Below are 14,726 nucleotides of genomic sequence, written 5' to 3'. Positions count from 1 at the left end.
GTAGCGAGCATAGGCGCAGTAACCCTGTTAAGTCTGCTTAACGAAGCGATTGACGGAGATTTATCGGGATTAGCGACTAAAAAGCGCTTAAAAGGAGAGAAAATGCCGGTCGAGTCAGCGACCGGCAGCGGGATGTGCGGCAAATCAGGCGTGAGTGTCGGATTTTTCCTGTTCGTCCTGATCGACGGCAAAACAGGCCACAAGTTGATCGCCATACCGTTTCAGCTGAGGCTGAACCTGGGTACATTTGACAAAGGCCCGGCGGCAGCGCGCATTGAACGCACAGCCCACCGGCGGATTCAACGGACTTGGCAGCTCGCCGGTCAGCTTGATACGTTCGCGACGATCGTGCGGATTAAGGCGCGGCGTAGCCGATAACAGCGCCTGAGTATAAGGATGCCGTGGATTGTTGAACACCGCCTCTTTCGAGCCCTTCTCCACACAGCGACCCAGATACATAACCATCACCTCATCGGCGATATGCTCGACCACCGACAGATCGTGCGAAATGAAGACATACGACAGGCCGAGGTCCTGCTGCAAATCCATCATCAGGTTCAATACCTGCGCGCGTACCGAGACGTCCAGCGCAGACACGGGTTCATCGGCTATCACTACATCCGGATCCAGCATCAAGCCTCGGGCAATCGCGATACGCTGGCGCTGGCCGCCGGAAAACATATGCGGATAACGGTCATAGTGTTCGGTTTTAAGCCCGACCTTCGCCATCATCGCCAGCGCCTTTTCACGACGCTCGGCGCTGCTCAACTTGGTATTGATAAGCAGCGGCTCTTCGAGAATCTGCCCCACCTTTTTACGCGGATTCAGGGAACCGTACGGGTTCTGAAACACTATCTGGATCTTCTGCCGACGCAGTTTTTCGGCGGTCACATCGGGTTTGAGAAGATCTTGTCCCTGATAGTAGAGTTCGCCGTGGCTCGGCACTTCAATCATGGTCAGCAGACGGCCCAGCGTTGATTTGCCGCAGCCAGACTCCCCGACCACCGCCAGCGTCTTGCCGCGTTCAAGCTCGAAAGACACGCCGTCGAGCGCCTTGACCGTGCGCTCGGGCTTGAACAATCCGCCTTTTACCGCGTAGTGTTTTTTCAGGTCGATAGCCTTGAGCAGCGGCTGTTTTCCTGTGGTGCTATCCGGTTCAACCGTGTTAACCCGGTCAACAGTGTGATTAAGCGTCATAGGTTGGTCTCCCGGCATCATCCAGCGGATAATGGCATTTGGACTGGCGGCCCGGCATTCCCTGCAAGGCGGGTTCTTCTTTGCGGCAGCGATCGGTGGCGTACGGACAACGCGGGTTCAGCAGACAGCCGTTCGGACGGTCATATTTGCCCGGCACTACGCCCGGCAGCGACTGCAGGCGCGCCTTGTCAGTCGAAAACTCGGGCAATGAACGCAGCAGCGCCTGGGTATAAGGATGGCGAGGCGCGCGGAAAATCTCGTTGGATTCTCCGGTCTCGACCACCTGCCCGGCATACATCACGATGATGTGGTGCGCCGCTTCGGCCACCAGCGCCAGGTCGTGGGTAATCAGCATCAGCGCCATATTCTCTTTTTGCTGTAAATCCAGCAGCAGCTCGATGATCTGCGCCTGAATAGTGACGTCGAGCGCAGTCGTCGGCTCATCGGCAATCAGCAGTTTGGGACGACAGGCAATCGCCATCGCAATCATTACGCGCTGGCTCATCCCGCCCGAAAGCTGATGCGGATAAACATCCAGTCGCGAGGCGGGATCGGGTATACCCACCAGATTCAGCAGGTCGATAGTCCGCTGGCGACGCGTTTTCCTGTTGCCGCCCTGATGCACCTTGATGGCTTCCATAATCTGGAAACCCACGGTGTAGCAGGGATTGAGGCTGGTCATCGGGTCCTGAAAAATCATCGCCACTTCAGAGCCGACAATCTGCCGACGCTGTTTCTCGCTGATGCCCTGCAGGTTTTGCCCGCCGAATTCCAGCTGGTCGGCCATGACTTTGCCCGGAAAATCAATGAGGCCCATCAACGCCAGCGAACTGACGGATTTTCCGGACCCCGATTCCCCGACGATGCCCACGACTTCGCCCTGTTTAACGGTATAACTGATGCGGTCCACGGCGCGAAACGGCGTGCCTTCATTGCCAAAGTGAACCGACAGTTTATCGACGGTCAACAGCGTATTGCCGACCGGCACGTCTTTAATCAATGTTGTATCCATCTCTCGTCCCCTACTGCTTGAGTTTCGGGTCGAGGGCGTCGCGCAGGCCATCTCCCATCAGGTTGAATGCCAAGACCGTCAGCAGAATAACCACGCCCGGGAAGGTGACGACCCACCAGGCGCTTTGCGCGAACTGCAATACATCGGACAGCATGGTGCCCCACTCCGGCGTTGGCGGCTGGGCGCCCATGCCGAGGAAGCCGAGAGCCGCCATGTCCAGAATGGCGTTGGAAAAACCGAGTGACGCCTGCACGATAAGCGGGGCAAGGCAGTTCGGCAGAATATTCACAAACATCTGCCGCGTCGAACTGGCACCGGCCACGCGGGAGGCGGTCACGTAATCGCGATTGACCTCGACCAGCACCGCCGCACGCGTCAGACGCACATAGTGCGGCAGCGCCACGAAGGTCAGCGCCAGCGAGGCGTTGACTATCGAGGGTCCGAAAATCGCCACCAGCACCAGCGCCAGCAACAGGCTTGGCAGCGCCAGCATGATATCGACTACACGCATGATGACGGCGTCGACCACACCGCCGTAATAACCGGCGAACAGGCCGAAGATCACGCCAAAAATCAGCGACAGCACGACCACCAGACAGCCGACCAGCAGTGAAAGCCGTGCGCCGTACATGAGACGGGTCAGGATATCGCGCCCGACGTCATCGGTGCCGAGCAGGAATTTCCAGCTGCCGCCTTCCATCCAGACCGGCGGGCGCAGCAGCGCATCGCGGAACTGTTCGGCCGGCCCGTGCGGCGCCAGTACGTTCGCGCCAATCGCCATCACCAGCATGAGGATGATGTAAACCAGACCGGTAACGGCCCCTTTGTTTCGCTTGAAGTAATGCCAAAATTCGCGCATTGGCGGCATGGGCGTCGGTGCGCCCGTAATCAGTTCACCGGCGACAGGTTCAGTAACTTGAGTCATTGTGCGCCTCTTATTTCTTGTGACGAATACGTGGATTGACGATGCCGTACAGCACGTCGACCAACAGGTTGACCAGAATGATAAGCGTGGCGACCAGCAGAAACGCCGCCCTGCACCACCGGGTAGTCACGACGTTGCAAGGCTTCAATCAACCAGCGGCCCACGCCCGGCCAGGAGAAGATGGTTTCGGTCAGAATCGCCCCGCCGAGCAAGGTGCCGACCTGCAAACCAATCACCGTCACGACCGGCAGCATGGCATTGCGCAGCGCATGCACCACGATAACTCGCATACGGCTCACGCCTTTGGCGCGCGCGGTGCGGATATAGTCTTCACCCAGCACTTCCAGCATCGAGGAGCGCGTCATACGCACGATAACCGCGAGTGGAATGGTGCCGAGCACGATGGCAGGCAGGATCATGTGCATCACGGCGTCTTTGAAATCGCCGGGTTCGCCCCAGATAAGCGTATCGATAAGCGTAAAGCCGGTGAGCGGCAGGCTGTCGTCGAGGAATACCGTGTCGCTTATTCGCCCCGAAACGGGGGTCAGATTCCAGTGCACGGAAACCAGCATGACCAGCATGATCCCCCACCAGAAAATCGGCATCGAGTAGCCGGTCAGGGAGATGCCGACCGCCGTATGGTCAAAGATGGAGCCGCGCTTCACCGCCGCCAGCACGCCGACCGGAATCCCGACCAGCACCGCGAAAATCATCGCGCAGATACCCAGCTCCAGCGTGGCTTCGAAACGGGGAAGAAACTCGTGCCATACAGGCGTATGACTGCTCAGCGACATGCCCAGATCACCGTGCAGCACGCCGTTCACATAGTGGAAATATTGTTGATAAAGAGGCTTGTCCAGCCCCATTTCTGCCATCAGCTGAGCGTGACGCTCGGGAGACACACCGCGTTCACCGGCCATGATGGTGACGGGGTCGCCGGGGATGAGATGCACGAAGGCAAAGGTCAGCAAAGTAATGCCGATAAACGTTGGGATGACTAACCCCAAACGTCGGAGTATGAACTGCAGCATATCCCGTACTCTCTGTATAAAATGCCCGGCGAACCGTAGCGCGCCGGGCTTATTGTTAGCTCACATTGCTTTTAAGGAACAACGACTTTACTCAGGTTCACAAGGCTTTACCGGGTGTGCAGCGAGCCTTGCAAAGCCGCTCGCTGCGCTGTCGGTCAGGCCGTTACTTGATATCTACGTTTTCGAAGTGGTGCTTGCCCAGTGGGTCCACGACATAGCCGGTGACTTCTTTACGCACAGGCTCGTAAACGGTGGAGTTGGCAATAATCAGCGCCGGAGCCTGATCGTGCATAATCACCTGGGCCTGCTTGTAAAGGGCGATACGTTTGTCGTGATCGGCTTCGGCACGCGCCGGCTGAATCACGTCTTCAAACGGCTTGTAACACCATCTTGAATAGTTGGAGCCGTCTTTTGCCGCCTGGCAGCTGAACAGGGTCGCGAAGAAGTTGTCCGGATCCCCATTGTCGCCGGTCCAGCCCATCATGACGGTCTGGTGTTCGCCGCTCTTGGCACGCTTCAAGTATTCGCCCCACTCGTAGGTCACGATTTTGGCTTTCACGCCAATCTTCGACCAGTCCGCCTGAATCATCTCGGCCATGCGGCGAGCGTTCGGGTTATAGGGACGTTGTACCGGCATAGCCCACAGGTCGATGGAGAATCCGTCCGGCATGCCCGCTTCTTTCAGCAGCGCCTTGGCTTTTTCAGGGTCGTAGGCGTAATCCTTGACGTCGTTGTTATAGCCCCACATGGTTGGCGGGATCAGGTTTTTGGCTGACTGGCCTGCACCCTGATAAACGGCGTCAATGATGGCCTGCTTGTTCACAGCCATCGTCAATGCCTGACGCACCTTGACGTTATCCAGCGGTTTTTTCTCGGTATTGAACGACAGATAACCGACGTTCAGACCCGGTTCCTGCATCAGATTGATGCTGTTGTCTTTTTTCATTGCCGCGATGTCTGCCGGATTCGGGTAAGGCATCACCTGACATTCGTTTTTCTGCAGTTTGGCGTAACGCACGGAGGCATCCGGCGTGATGGAGAACACCAGGCGATCCAGCTTCGGCTTGGTGCCCCAGAAACCTTTAAACGCGGTATAGAGGATGCGCGAGTCTTTCTGGTACTGCATCATCTGGAACGGGCCGGTGCCGATAGGGTTGAGATCGATTTTTTCCGGCGTACCGGCTTTCATCATGTTGTCGGCGTATTCGGAAGACAGAATGGACGCGAAGTCCATCGCCATGTCGGCCAGAACGGCGATTCAGGATGGTTCAACACGAACTGAACGGTGTGATCGTCCACCTTGACGATTTTGTTTATCAAATCGCCCATGCCCATGCCGTCGAAGTATTCATAGTTGCCGCCCGACACCTTGTGGAACGGGTTGGCGGTATCTTTCTGACGGTTGAAGGAGAACAGCACGTCATCGGCGTTGAAATCGCGCGAAGGCTTGAAGTCTTTGCTCGACTGCCACTTCACACCTTGGCGCAGGTGGAAGGTGTAGGTTTTGCCGTCGGCGCTGACGTCCCACTTTTCGGCCAGACCCGGCTGAATTTCGGTGGTGCCGATTTTGAACTCGACCAGACGGTTATAGATAGGCACGGAGCTGGCATCGTAGGTGGTACCGGAGGTGAACAGCTGCGGGTTGAAGCCTTCCGGCGAACCTTCGGAACAATAGACCAGTGTTTTGGCCTGAACGCTTGCCGCCACGGTCAGCGCAATCAGACCCAGACTGAATTTCAGCAGGCCTGATTTACCCAGGGAGATTCTCATCGCTTTCGCTCCATTTAGTAAGGGTGATGTGGTTGTGTGTTGTGTTTCAGCTCACCCCGCCCTTTATTTTTTGTTTACGGGTAGAGGTGGATGTCGGATAGCTGCAGAAGTGAATTTTCAGACGTTTGACCGACGCCGACAGAAGCTTTTTCGAGATAGCCATTTGCACCAAAAGAGGGTGCAAATAATTACCGGACTAATCCTCTGGTCAATCCTGTTCAGTTCAATTTCGCAACTCTCTCAGGCGTCGTCAATATGAGCAGCAGGCTTTTACAAAGACTGTGAGACACAGCAAACAAACACAAAAAAACGGTAAATTGTCATTTACAAGGTTAATATTTATACATAAAGCATTTACCCAAGACATAACTCCGCCTTTCAAAATTTAACCAGTGAATTACTCCACGTAAAAAGTCTTAAAATTCCATGCATAACGGAGTTTATCCGAATGGTTATTTTAAAAATTTAGCCCAATAGCAGGGGAAAATGCTGGAACATACCTCGAAAGAGTGGCGCGAATTGCGCTTATTTCACTGGCGAAATAAACATTATTGGATGAAAAGTGGGCAGGTGCGCCATTATGGTGCAACGTGACGGGTTCTACGCTTGAGGGTTTTTTAGGCACTTTGCTGGCAGGACAGGCTGTGGGCGCTGCGCAGAATGTAACTGATTATTTCAGAGTTGGCGCACATGTTGCATCACTCTCCCCTTGCGAAAGTTTTGTGTTGTCGTCCGTTTTCTTTCTTCCAACGCTTTTTGTCTCGTCGTATTTCCTACGCAGACAGGTCGCAAAAACCAGCCAGGGGTTTGTCATATGGAACTGAAGTGGTTCGAAGATTTCCTGAGCGTGTCGCACTGTTACAGCTTTACCCGCGCGGCCAATGAACGCAACATTACCCAGTCGGCGCTGAGTCGTCGCATCAAACAGCTGGAAGAGTGGCTCGGCGTGCCGCTGTTTGACCGCAAAACCTATCCCGTTCGTCTGACGCCCGAAGGTCAGGAATTTCTGACCACCGCCTCCGAAATGGTGTTCTCTCTGACCCAGCTGCGCGGTGAACTCCGCGAACGTCACGGGCAGAAAAGCTCGATTCTGCATTTCGCCTCGCTCAATACGCTGGCGCAGACGTTTTTTCCGGACTGGATCAACAAGGTTGACCCGACTCATCAATGCGGCTGCATCCGCCTTTCGGACCATCCGCCCTCCTTTGCGGGCAATATTGCCCTGCTGCTTGACGGTAAAACCGATTTTCTGCTGACCTACACCCATGATTCGGTGGCCCTGATGAAACAGCTTGAGCGATTCCCCTCTATTGAGCTGGGCACCGAGGTGGCGATGGCGGTCTGTGCGCCCGACAGCGACGGCAAACCGCTTTACCCCTCGTTGAGCGCGGCATGCCGACGCCGTTTCTCAGTTACGGTAATCGGTCCTTTTTCGGCCATGCTCTGAGTGCGTTGTTTGCTACGCGTCCTCTGCCGTTAAAACCGATTTATGAAAATCCGATGTCCAGCGGCCTGAAAGCCATGACCATTTCCGGCTGTGGCGTGGCGTGGTTGCCCGTAAGCCTGATCAAAACCGAACTTGCCGGCGGCACCCTGACCCGCGCAGGGGATCGCAGTTGGGATATTCTGACCACCATCCGCCTTTATCGTCTCGAAAAATCGCGCAATCTCCAGGCCGAAAACCTGTGGAACAAGGCGCGAAAACTTCACGCCACACAACGTACCGCGCAGGCCGTCGCCTAATTCTCTCTCCGGCCTGCGGGCCGGTTTTTCCTCTCTCTGCGTCACACTATTCCGTTTTTGCATGGCCGCCGTCAGTGCGTCAGAAACTATGCAAATTCGGAATGAGGCATCGCAAACTCTCATTGGACCTTTGCCCGTTCTGCACACATTCTGCTCGAAAGCCTTTTTTCGCCTCCCTACGCCGCTACAAGGAGTCCACATTGAAGAGTGAATCTGCACAGCAAAAAACGCTGGTCTGGAATCTGGTCGATGCCAAAAAAGCCCTGTTTACCGCCTTGAGCGACAGAGTCTGGGGCATGCCCGAAATTTGCTATACCGAATACCGTTCGGTCGCCGAACACACCGCCATGCTGAAAACGCAGGGTTTCACCGTGACCGAAAATGTGGCCGCCATTCCCACGGCGGTGATGGGCGAAGCCGGACACGGCGGCCCGATTATCGCCATTCTGGGCGAGTACGATGCCCTGCCCGGTTTGAGTCAGGTCGCCGGTCTGGCACGTCAGGAAGCCTTGCCGGGCAACGGTCATGGTCATGGCTGCGGACACAATTTGCTGGGGTCTGCGGCGATGCTGGCCGCGACCGCGATAAAAGACTGGCTGGCAGAAACCGGCACACCGGGCCGCGTGCGTTATTACGGGTGTCCTGCCGAAGAAGGCGGCGCGGCCAAATCCTTTATGGCCCGCGCGGGCGCATTTGACGACGTGGATATCGCCATCACTTGGCATCCATCGGCCTTTAGCGAAGTGGCACGGGCGGAATCGCTGGCCAATACCCGCATGGATTTCGTGTTTCATGGCCGCGCTTCCCACGCCGCCGCCGCACCGCACCTTGGCCGCAGCGCCCTGGATGCCGTCGAACTGATGAATGTGGGCGTCAACTATCTGCGCGAGCATGTCCCTGCGGATTCGCGGATTCACTATGCCATGCTCGACGCCGGTGGTATCGCGCCCAACGTGGTGCAGGCTCGCGCGGCGGTGCGTTACGCCATTCGCTCCCGTGATGTCCACGCCATGTTCGCCCTTAACGAACGCGTCAAGAAGGTCGCCAACGGTGCAGCGATGATGACCGAAACCACGGTCGATATCAGCATCATGAGCGCCGTTGCCAATCTGCTCGGCAACGCACCGCTGGAAGAGGCGATGCAGCGCAACTTCGAATTACTCGGCCCGCCTGAATTCGACGATGCCGACAAAGCCTTTGCCGCCGAGATTCAGGCAACCCTCAGCCCCGAAGACATCAGCAGCGCCTATCGCCGTATCGGCATCAAAAAGCCGCAGCAGGCGTCGCCGCTGTGTGAATTCATTGTGCCTCTGGAAGCCTCGGGCGAACTGATGCTCGGCTCGACCGACGTCGGCGATATCAGCTGGAAAATCCCGACCGTTCAGGCGCATGTGCCGACCTACGCCATCGGCACGCCGGGCCACTCGTGGCAGCTCACCGCTCAGGGCAAAATGCCTGCCGCGCACAAAGGTTTGGCCTATGTCGCCAAAATCATGGCCGCAACCGCCATCGACACCCTGACCGACAAAGTGCTGCTGGCACAGGCGAAAACCGCGCATTACGCGTTAACCGCCGAAACGCCTTATGTCTGCCCGATTCCCGCCGAGGTTTCACCGCCGTTGCAACCGCGCCCGACGGAGGAATCCGCATGATGACATTCACCCGCGCCTGCGCGACCCGAAAAAACGGCTGACCGCCCTGATTGCGCTATCGCTTGCAGGCAGTGTAATTCCGCTCGCGGCACAGGCCGAAACGCCCGCCGATTCGCTGGTCATGGCCTGGAATATCGATGCGATAAGCACCTTCGACCCTGCGCAAATCGGCGAGGTGGTGACCAATGAGCTGATTAAGAACACCTGCGACACGCTGGTGGATTTCGATCCGAAGGATGAATCGAAAATCATTCCGTCGCTGGCAAAAAGCTGGGACATTTCCGCCGACAGGAAAACCCTCACCTTTCACCTGAACAGCGGTCTGGTGTTCCCGTCCGGAAATAAAGGCAGCGCGCAGGATCTGGCGTGGTCGATGCAGCGTGTCGTGCTGCTCGGTTTCGGCAATTCGGCCACGTTGACCGAATATGGTTTTACCAAAGAGAACGTCAAAGAGCGGATAATTGCGCCGGACGACAACACGCTGGTGATGAAACTCGACAAACCCTACCCGACCAACCTTATCTTGCAGGCGATCGCCGCCAATGATGTCGCGATCACCCTCGATAAAGCCCTGCTCGAGAAGAATATCGTCGGCAATGACATGGGCAATAAATATCTCACGACGCACACCGCCTGTATCGGACCTTATCAACTGGTGCGCTGGAATGCGGGCGAAGGTCTGGTATTGCAGGCCAATGAAAATTACTACGGCAGCAAGCCCAGGCTGAAACGCATCCTGATTCGTCACGTGGCCGAAACCGGCACGCAGCGCCTGTTGCTGACACAGGGCGATGTCGATATTGCCCGCGATTTAGCGCCGGACGACCTGCGCGATCTCGACAAGAGCGGCAAAGTGAACATCGAGAAAGTGCTCAAACCACAATTGTTTTTCTGGACCATGAACGCGGAAGACCCGATTTTCAAAAACGAGAAAGTGCGTCTGGCGATGCGTTATCTGATTGATTATCAAGGTCTGGCGTCGACTGTGATGCCTTATCTCGGCGTGCCGCGCGCGAGCTTTGCCCAACTCGGCGCATTCGGCGCGCTGGACAAAGACAAGGGCCAGCCGTTCAAGCTGGATTTGGTCAAGGCCCGACAGCTGCTGACCGAAGCCGGTTATCCGAACGGTTTTTCCGCCAAGGTCTATATCGGTACGCTGCCGCACTCCGCGCCTATTGCCCAGAATACGCAGGAAAACGCCGCCAAAGTGGGCGTAAAACTGTCGATTGAGAGCATGGCCAATGCCCAGCTGTTCAGCCGCGTACGCGGGCGTGAATTCCAGAGCGCGATGATGGCCTGGCAGACCTCGGTTCCTGATGCCTACGGCAATGCCTCGCGGCTGGTGTCCAATCCGGACAACAGCAAGGAGGCCAAGAAAACCCAGTATCCGAGCTGGCGCGCCTCCTATTTTGACGCGGCCATGAACAAAGCGGTCAATGAAGCGCTGCTGGAACCCGACGAGCAGAAACGCGTCGCGCGCTATCACACCCTGCAGGAAGAGCAGATGCAGCAAGGCCCGTTCGCCATCATGTTCCAGATGTACAACACCGCCGGGTTGAATAAAAGCGTGAAAGACTGGACCTGGAACGGCTTTCGCGTCTATTACGCCGTGGCTTCGAAATAATCCCGTTCTGGAATAATGGAGGAGATCCGATGTCGCTGATTGAACCCACGGCGGGCGTGCAGCCTGCCGAAACACGGTGGACAAGGGTAGCGGAACGCGCCGCTTCGCTTGGCAAACTGCTGGTGTCGGTGGCGGTTACGCTGCTCGGACTGGCGGCGCTGACCTTCTTTATAGGTCGGCTGCTGCCCATCGATCCGGTGGTGTCTGTGCTTGGCGACAACGCCAGTCAGGAAGCCTATCAGAAAATGTATGTCCTGCTGGGGCTGGACAAGCCGCTGTGGGAACAGTTTCTGCTCTATCTGAAACACGTCTGCATGCTGGACTTTGGTACGTCGCTGACGACCGGACATCCGGTCAGCGAAGACATCGCCCGCGTGTTTCCGGCAACCCTCGAGCTCGCCAGTCTGGCCGCCCTGATAGGCACCTCGCTTGGCATTCCGGCGGGCGTGCTGTCGGCCATGTACCGCAATACCTGGTTCGATCACGGCATTCGCTTTATCGGCCTGCTGGGTCATTCCGCGCCCAATTTCTGGCTTGGGCTGATGGGGCTTGTGCTGTTCTATGCTGCGCTTGGCTGGATTGGCGGACCGGGGCGTATCGATTTCATGTATGAATTCGACGTGCATAAAGTCACCGGCTTTTACCTGATAGATACCGCGATTGCGGGCAATTGGGAGGCCTTTCGCAACGTATTCAGTCATTTGATATTGCCTGCGTCGATTTTGGGCCTCAGCGGACTTTCCTATATCAGCCGGATGACGCGCAGTTTCATGATTGAACAACTGTCGCAGGAGTATGTGATTACCGCGCGGATAAAAGGCCTGTCATGGGCGCGCAGCGTGTGGATCCATGCGTTTCGCAATGTAGCGGTTCAAGTGGTCACCGTGGTGGCGCTGTCCTACGCCTTCCTGCTTGAAGGCGCGGTACTGACCGAAACCGTGTTTGCCTGGCCGGGCTTTGGCCGCTATCTGACCAATGCCATGCTGGCCGGAGACATGAACGCCGTCGTGGGATGTTCGCTGCTGATTGGCGTGATTTTTGTGGTGCTGAACCTCGTCTGCGACCTGCTGTATCGCATTTTCGATCCCCGCACCCGACAGGAGCAGTCATGACCGATTCCGTGAAAACACCGGCTGTACAGCCGAAACACCGTTCGCTGCGCGGCTGGCTCGATGCGCCTGTCCCGGCCACGCCCTGGCAGGCACGGGTGCAGCAAAGCCTCGGCCAATGGCGTCGTTTTCGCCGCAATACGTCGGCGATGTTCGGGCTGATTGTCATTCTTGTCATCGGCGTGGCCGCGATTTTTGCGCCGTGGCTCGCGACACACAATATCTTTGCGCAGGACCTGCAACTTCGGCTGACCGCACCAAGCCGCGAATATTGGCTCGGCACCGACGAGCTTGGTCGCGATATTTACAGCCGCTTAATCTATGGCGCCCGTATTACGCTGTATATCACCTGCCTGAGCGCGCTGATTGTCGGCCCTATCGGCCTGCTGGTCGGCACCATTGCGGGCACGGTCGGCGGCTGGACCGATACGATTCTAATGCGCATCGTCGATATTTTTCTCGCCTTTCCGAGCCTGATTCTGGCGCTCGGTTTTGTCGCCGCACTCGGTCCCGGCATTGAAAATGCGATTATTGCTATTTCGCTATCGGCATGGCCGCCGATTGCGCGTCTGGCAAGGGCCGAGGCGCTGTCGATTCGCAAGATGGACTATGTTGCGGCGGTGCGTTTACAGGGCGCATCGCAAATGCGGATTATCTTGCGCCACATTATTCCGATGTGTCTGCCGTCGGTAGTTGTGCGTTTAACGCTCAACATGGCGGGCATTATTCTCACCGCATCCGGCCTTGGCTTTCTGGGCCTTGGCGCGCAGGCACCCAGCCCGGAATGGGGCGCGATGCTGTCATCGGGACGGCAATTCATGATGACTCACTGGACGATTGCCGCCATTCCCGGCCTGTCGATTCTTCTGACCAGCCTTGCCTTCAACCTGTTTGGTGACGGCCTGCGCGACGTACTGGATCTGCGCCATGACTGATAACGCAATGGGTGTACAGGAAACGCTGCTCGAGGTCGAAAACCTGAATGTGGTGTTCAAAGGCCATCGGCAGCAACATCACGCCGTGCGTGATATTTCGTTCAGTATCGGACGAGAAAAAGTCGCCCTCGTCGGCGAATCCGGTTCGGGAAAGTCATTGACCGGCCGTTCGCTGCTCAAACTGACGCCGCGCGGTGCCACGGTGACGGCGGCGAAAATGCGTTTTGGCGACATCGATCTTTTGCGCTGTTCCGAGCGCGAAATGCGCAAAATTCGCGGCAAAAGGATTTCGATGATCATGCAGGATCCGAAATTCTCGCTCAATCCGCTGATGCGCGTCGGCCATCAAATCACGGAAGCCTACCGCATTCATTTCAACGTCAGCGAAAAAGAGGCGTGCATCAAGGCGATGGACATGCTGGAGGCGGTCAATATTCGCGATCCGCAGCGCGTTTTCGGGCTTTATCCGCACGAAATCTCCGGCGGTATGGGCCAGCGCATCATGATTGCCATGATGCTGATTCCGGAGCCGGATCTCATCATCGCCGATGAACCGACCTCGGCGCTCGACGTTACCGTGCGCCAGCAGGTGTTGGGCGTCCTCGATGCGCTGCTTGAACGCCGTAATACCGGATTGCTGTTTATCACGCACGATTTAAGTCTGGTATCGAGTTTTTGCGACCGCGCGCTGGTGATGTATGCCGGTCGCATTCTGGAAGAGATAGCCGCCGACCAGTTGCATCTGGCCAAACATCCCTACACGCGTGCGCTGCTGGCGAGCCAGCCTGACCTGAAGCATCCGGTCGATATGCTGGCTATTCCCGCGCGCGACCCTGCCTGGCTTACCGGTCCGGTCTACCGTCATGGAGAAGCCTTATGATGCTGTCATCCGACACCGTGAAAACGCCGCCGCTCACCGCCGATCGCATGATTGAAACGGTAGACCTCAGCATCGCCTTTGGAAAAGGGCATAAACGACGTCTGGTAGTGGATAAGGTTTCATTGAACATTGCACGCGGCGAGAGCTACGGGCTGATTGGCGAATCCGGCTGCGGGAAATCCACGATATTGCGTACCCTGACAGGGCAAAATACGCACTACGACGGCGCAATTCTGTATCAGAATCGCGAGCAGCCTGCCCGACGCGATAAAGAGGAGTATCGCCAGATTCAGATGGTATTTCAGGACCCCTACGCCTCTTTGCACCCGCGCAAAATGGTGTATCACACGCTGCTGGAACCGCTGGTGATTCACGGCATGGACCGCCGCGAGGAGCGCATCAGCGAGGTGCTGACCTCACTCGGACTCAGCGATGCCTTTCGTTATCGTTATCCCCACCAGCTCTCGGGCGGACAACGCCAGCGTGTGGCCCTCGCCCGCGCACTGATTATCGAACCTCAGGTTCTGCTGCTCGACGAACCCACGTCGGCGCTCGACGTTTCGGTGCAGGCAGAAATCCTCAACCTTTTGAAAACGCTGCGTCGGCAGCGCAATCTGACCTACTTGATGGTCACGCACGACCTCGCGGTGGTTGCGCATCTCTGCGACCGCGTCGCCATCATGCATCAGGGCAAAATGCTGGAAGAGTTGACCGCCGATGAAATCCGCTGCGGCGCGGCAACGCAGCCTTATACCCGGCAATTTCTGGCGGCGAGCCGCGTCGACAGATTCCCGCTCGCTCAGCCTGACCACCTGTGACTTTCCCGATTCACCCTTGCCGGAGACTAC

Annotated in this window: 11 protein-coding genes and 2 pseudogenes; 8 read left to right on the top strand and 5 right to left on the bottom strand. The window is 56.8% G+C overall.

Annotated features, from left to right (window positions below):
- Positions 1–144: 144 nt before the first annotated feature.
- The 5 genes and pseudogenes from dppF to dppA all read right to left on the bottom strand — a co-directional run bounded on the left by dppF (position 145) and on the right by dppA (position 5,935).
- Positions 145–1,197, bottom strand: a complete 1,053-nt coding sequence (gene dppF, locus O1V66_RS18070) for a dipeptide ABC transporter ATP-binding subunit DppF (RefSeq protein ID WP_045048757.1) — start codon at positions 1,195–1,197, stop codon at positions 145–147.
- Entirely contained in the window at positions 1,187–2,209 is a 1,023-nt protein-coding gene (gene dppD / locus O1V66_RS18065; RefSeq protein WP_045048758.1) for a dipeptide ABC transporter ATP-binding protein, read from the bottom strand. The genes dppF and dppD overlap by 11 nt, the downstream gene beginning before the upstream one ends.
- Positions 2,210–2,219: 10 nt before the next feature.
- On the bottom strand, positions 2,220–3,134 hold the full coding sequence (gene dppC / locus O1V66_RS18060; RefSeq protein WP_045048759.1) for a dipeptide ABC transporter permease DppC: 915 nt from the start codon (positions 3,132–3,134) through the stop codon (positions 2,220–2,222).
- 10 nt (positions 3,135–3,144) lie between these two features.
- A pseudogene (gene dppB, locus O1V66_RS18055) lies at positions 3,145–4,165 on the bottom strand (dipeptide ABC transporter permease DppB).
- A 163-nt stretch (positions 4,166–4,328) separates the two neighbouring features.
- Positions 4,329–5,935, bottom strand: a pseudogene (gene dppA / locus O1V66_RS18050) (dipeptide ABC transporter periplasmic-binding protein DppA).
- 814 nt (positions 5,936–6,749) lie between these two features.
- Here dppA and O1V66_RS21810 point away from each other — a divergent pair.
- The 8 genes from O1V66_RS21810 (at position 6,750) to O1V66_RS18010 (ending at position 14,696) form a co-directional block, all read left to right on the top strand.
- On the top strand, positions 6,750–7,382 hold the full coding sequence (locus O1V66_RS21810) for a LysR family transcriptional regulator (protein WP_330873423.1): 633 nt from the start codon (positions 6,750–6,752) through the stop codon (positions 7,380–7,382).
- Positions 7,328–7,678, top strand: a complete 351-nt coding sequence (locus O1V66_RS18040; protein ID WP_269127946.1) for a LysR substrate-binding domain-containing protein — start codon at positions 7,328–7,330, stop codon at positions 7,676–7,678. The genes O1V66_RS21810 and O1V66_RS18040 overlap by 55 nt, the downstream gene beginning before the upstream one ends.
- 200 nt (positions 7,679–7,878) lie before the next feature.
- Entirely contained in the window at positions 7,879–9,330 is a 1,452-nt protein-coding gene (locus O1V66_RS18035) for a M20 family metallopeptidase (RefSeq protein WP_045048763.1), read from the top strand.
- Positions 9,263–10,954, top strand: coding sequence for an ABC transporter substrate-binding protein (locus O1V66_RS18030; protein WP_269127945.1), 1,692 nt, complete (start codon positions 9,263–9,265; stop codon positions 10,952–10,954). Before O1V66_RS18035 ends, O1V66_RS18030 begins: the two co-directional genes overlap by 68 nt.
- Before the next feature lie 29 nt (positions 10,955–10,983).
- Complete coding sequence (locus O1V66_RS18025) at positions 10,984–12,066, top strand: ABC transporter permease (RefSeq protein WP_045048764.1); 1,083 nt, start codon at positions 10,984–10,986, stop codon at positions 12,064–12,066.
- Positions 12,063–12,998 carry an ABC transporter permease gene (locus tag O1V66_RS18020; RefSeq protein WP_045048765.1) on the top strand — a complete coding sequence of 312 codons (936 nt, stop codon included), beginning with the start codon at positions 12,063–12,065 and terminating at the stop codon, positions 12,996–12,998. Before O1V66_RS18025 ends, O1V66_RS18020 begins: the two co-directional genes overlap by 4 nt.
- Positions 12,991–13,878 carry an ABC transporter ATP-binding protein gene (locus O1V66_RS18015; protein ID WP_241481427.1) on the top strand — a complete coding sequence of 296 codons (888 nt, stop codon included), beginning with the start codon at positions 12,991–12,993 and terminating at the stop codon, positions 13,876–13,878. Before O1V66_RS18020 ends, O1V66_RS18015 begins: the two co-directional genes overlap by 8 nt.
- Complete coding sequence (locus tag O1V66_RS18010; protein ID WP_241481428.1) at positions 13,875–14,696, top strand: ABC transporter ATP-binding protein; 822 nt, start codon at positions 13,875–13,877, stop codon at positions 14,694–14,696. Before O1V66_RS18015 ends, O1V66_RS18010 begins: the two co-directional genes overlap by 4 nt.
- Positions 14,697–14,726 lie beyond the last annotated feature (30 nt).

The sequence above is a fragment of the Rouxiella chamberiensis genome (assembly GCF_026967475.1).
Taxonomy (GTDB): Bacteria; Pseudomonadota; Gammaproteobacteria; order Enterobacterales; family Enterobacteriaceae; genus Rouxiella; species Rouxiella chamberiensis.
The sequence above is the reverse complement of the archived record's forward strand: the minus strand, read 5'-3'. Positions and strand labels throughout refer to the sequence as shown.

What these genes read in the sequence shown, in the direction of transcription:
- O1V66_RS18025 (WP_045048764.1), top strand. Translation starts at nt 10,984, where the DNA reads ATGTCGCTGATTGAACCCACGGCGGGCGTGCAGCCTGCCGAAACACGG.
- O1V66_RS21810 (WP_330873423.1), top strand. Translation starts at nt 6,750, where the DNA reads ATGGAACTGAAGTGGTTCGAAGATTTCCTGAGCGTGTCGCACTGTTAC.
- dppF (WP_045048757.1), bottom strand. Translation starts at nt 1,197, where the DNA reads ATGACGCTTAATCACACTGTTGACCGGGTTAACACGGTTGAACCGGAT.
- O1V66_RS18015 (WP_241481427.1), top strand. Translation starts at nt 12,991, where the DNA reads ATGACTGATAACGCAATGGGTGTACAGGAAACGCTGCTCGAGGTCGAA.
- O1V66_RS18020 (WP_045048765.1), top strand. Translation starts at nt 12,063, where the DNA reads ATGACCGATTCCGTGAAAACACCGGCTGTACAGCCGAAACACCGTTCG.
- dppD (WP_045048758.1), bottom strand. Translation starts at nt 2,209, where the DNA reads ATGGATACAACATTGATTAAAGACGTGCCGGTCGGCAATACGCTGTTG.
- dppC (WP_045048759.1), bottom strand. Translation starts at nt 3,134, where the DNA reads ATGACTCAAGTTACTGAACCTGTCGCCGGTGAACTGATTACGGGCGCA.
- O1V66_RS18040 (WP_269127946.1), top strand. Translation starts at nt 7,328, where the DNA reads ATGCCGACGCCGTTTCTCAGTTACGGTAATCGGTCCTTTTTCGGCCAT.
- O1V66_RS18030 (WP_269127945.1), top strand. Translation starts at nt 9,263, where the DNA reads ATGTCTGCCCGATTCCCGCCGAGGTTTCACCGCCGTTGCAACCGCGCC.
- O1V66_RS18010 (WP_241481428.1), top strand. Translation starts at nt 13,875, where the DNA reads ATGATGCTGTCATCCGACACCGTGAAAACGCCGCCGCTCACCGCCGAT.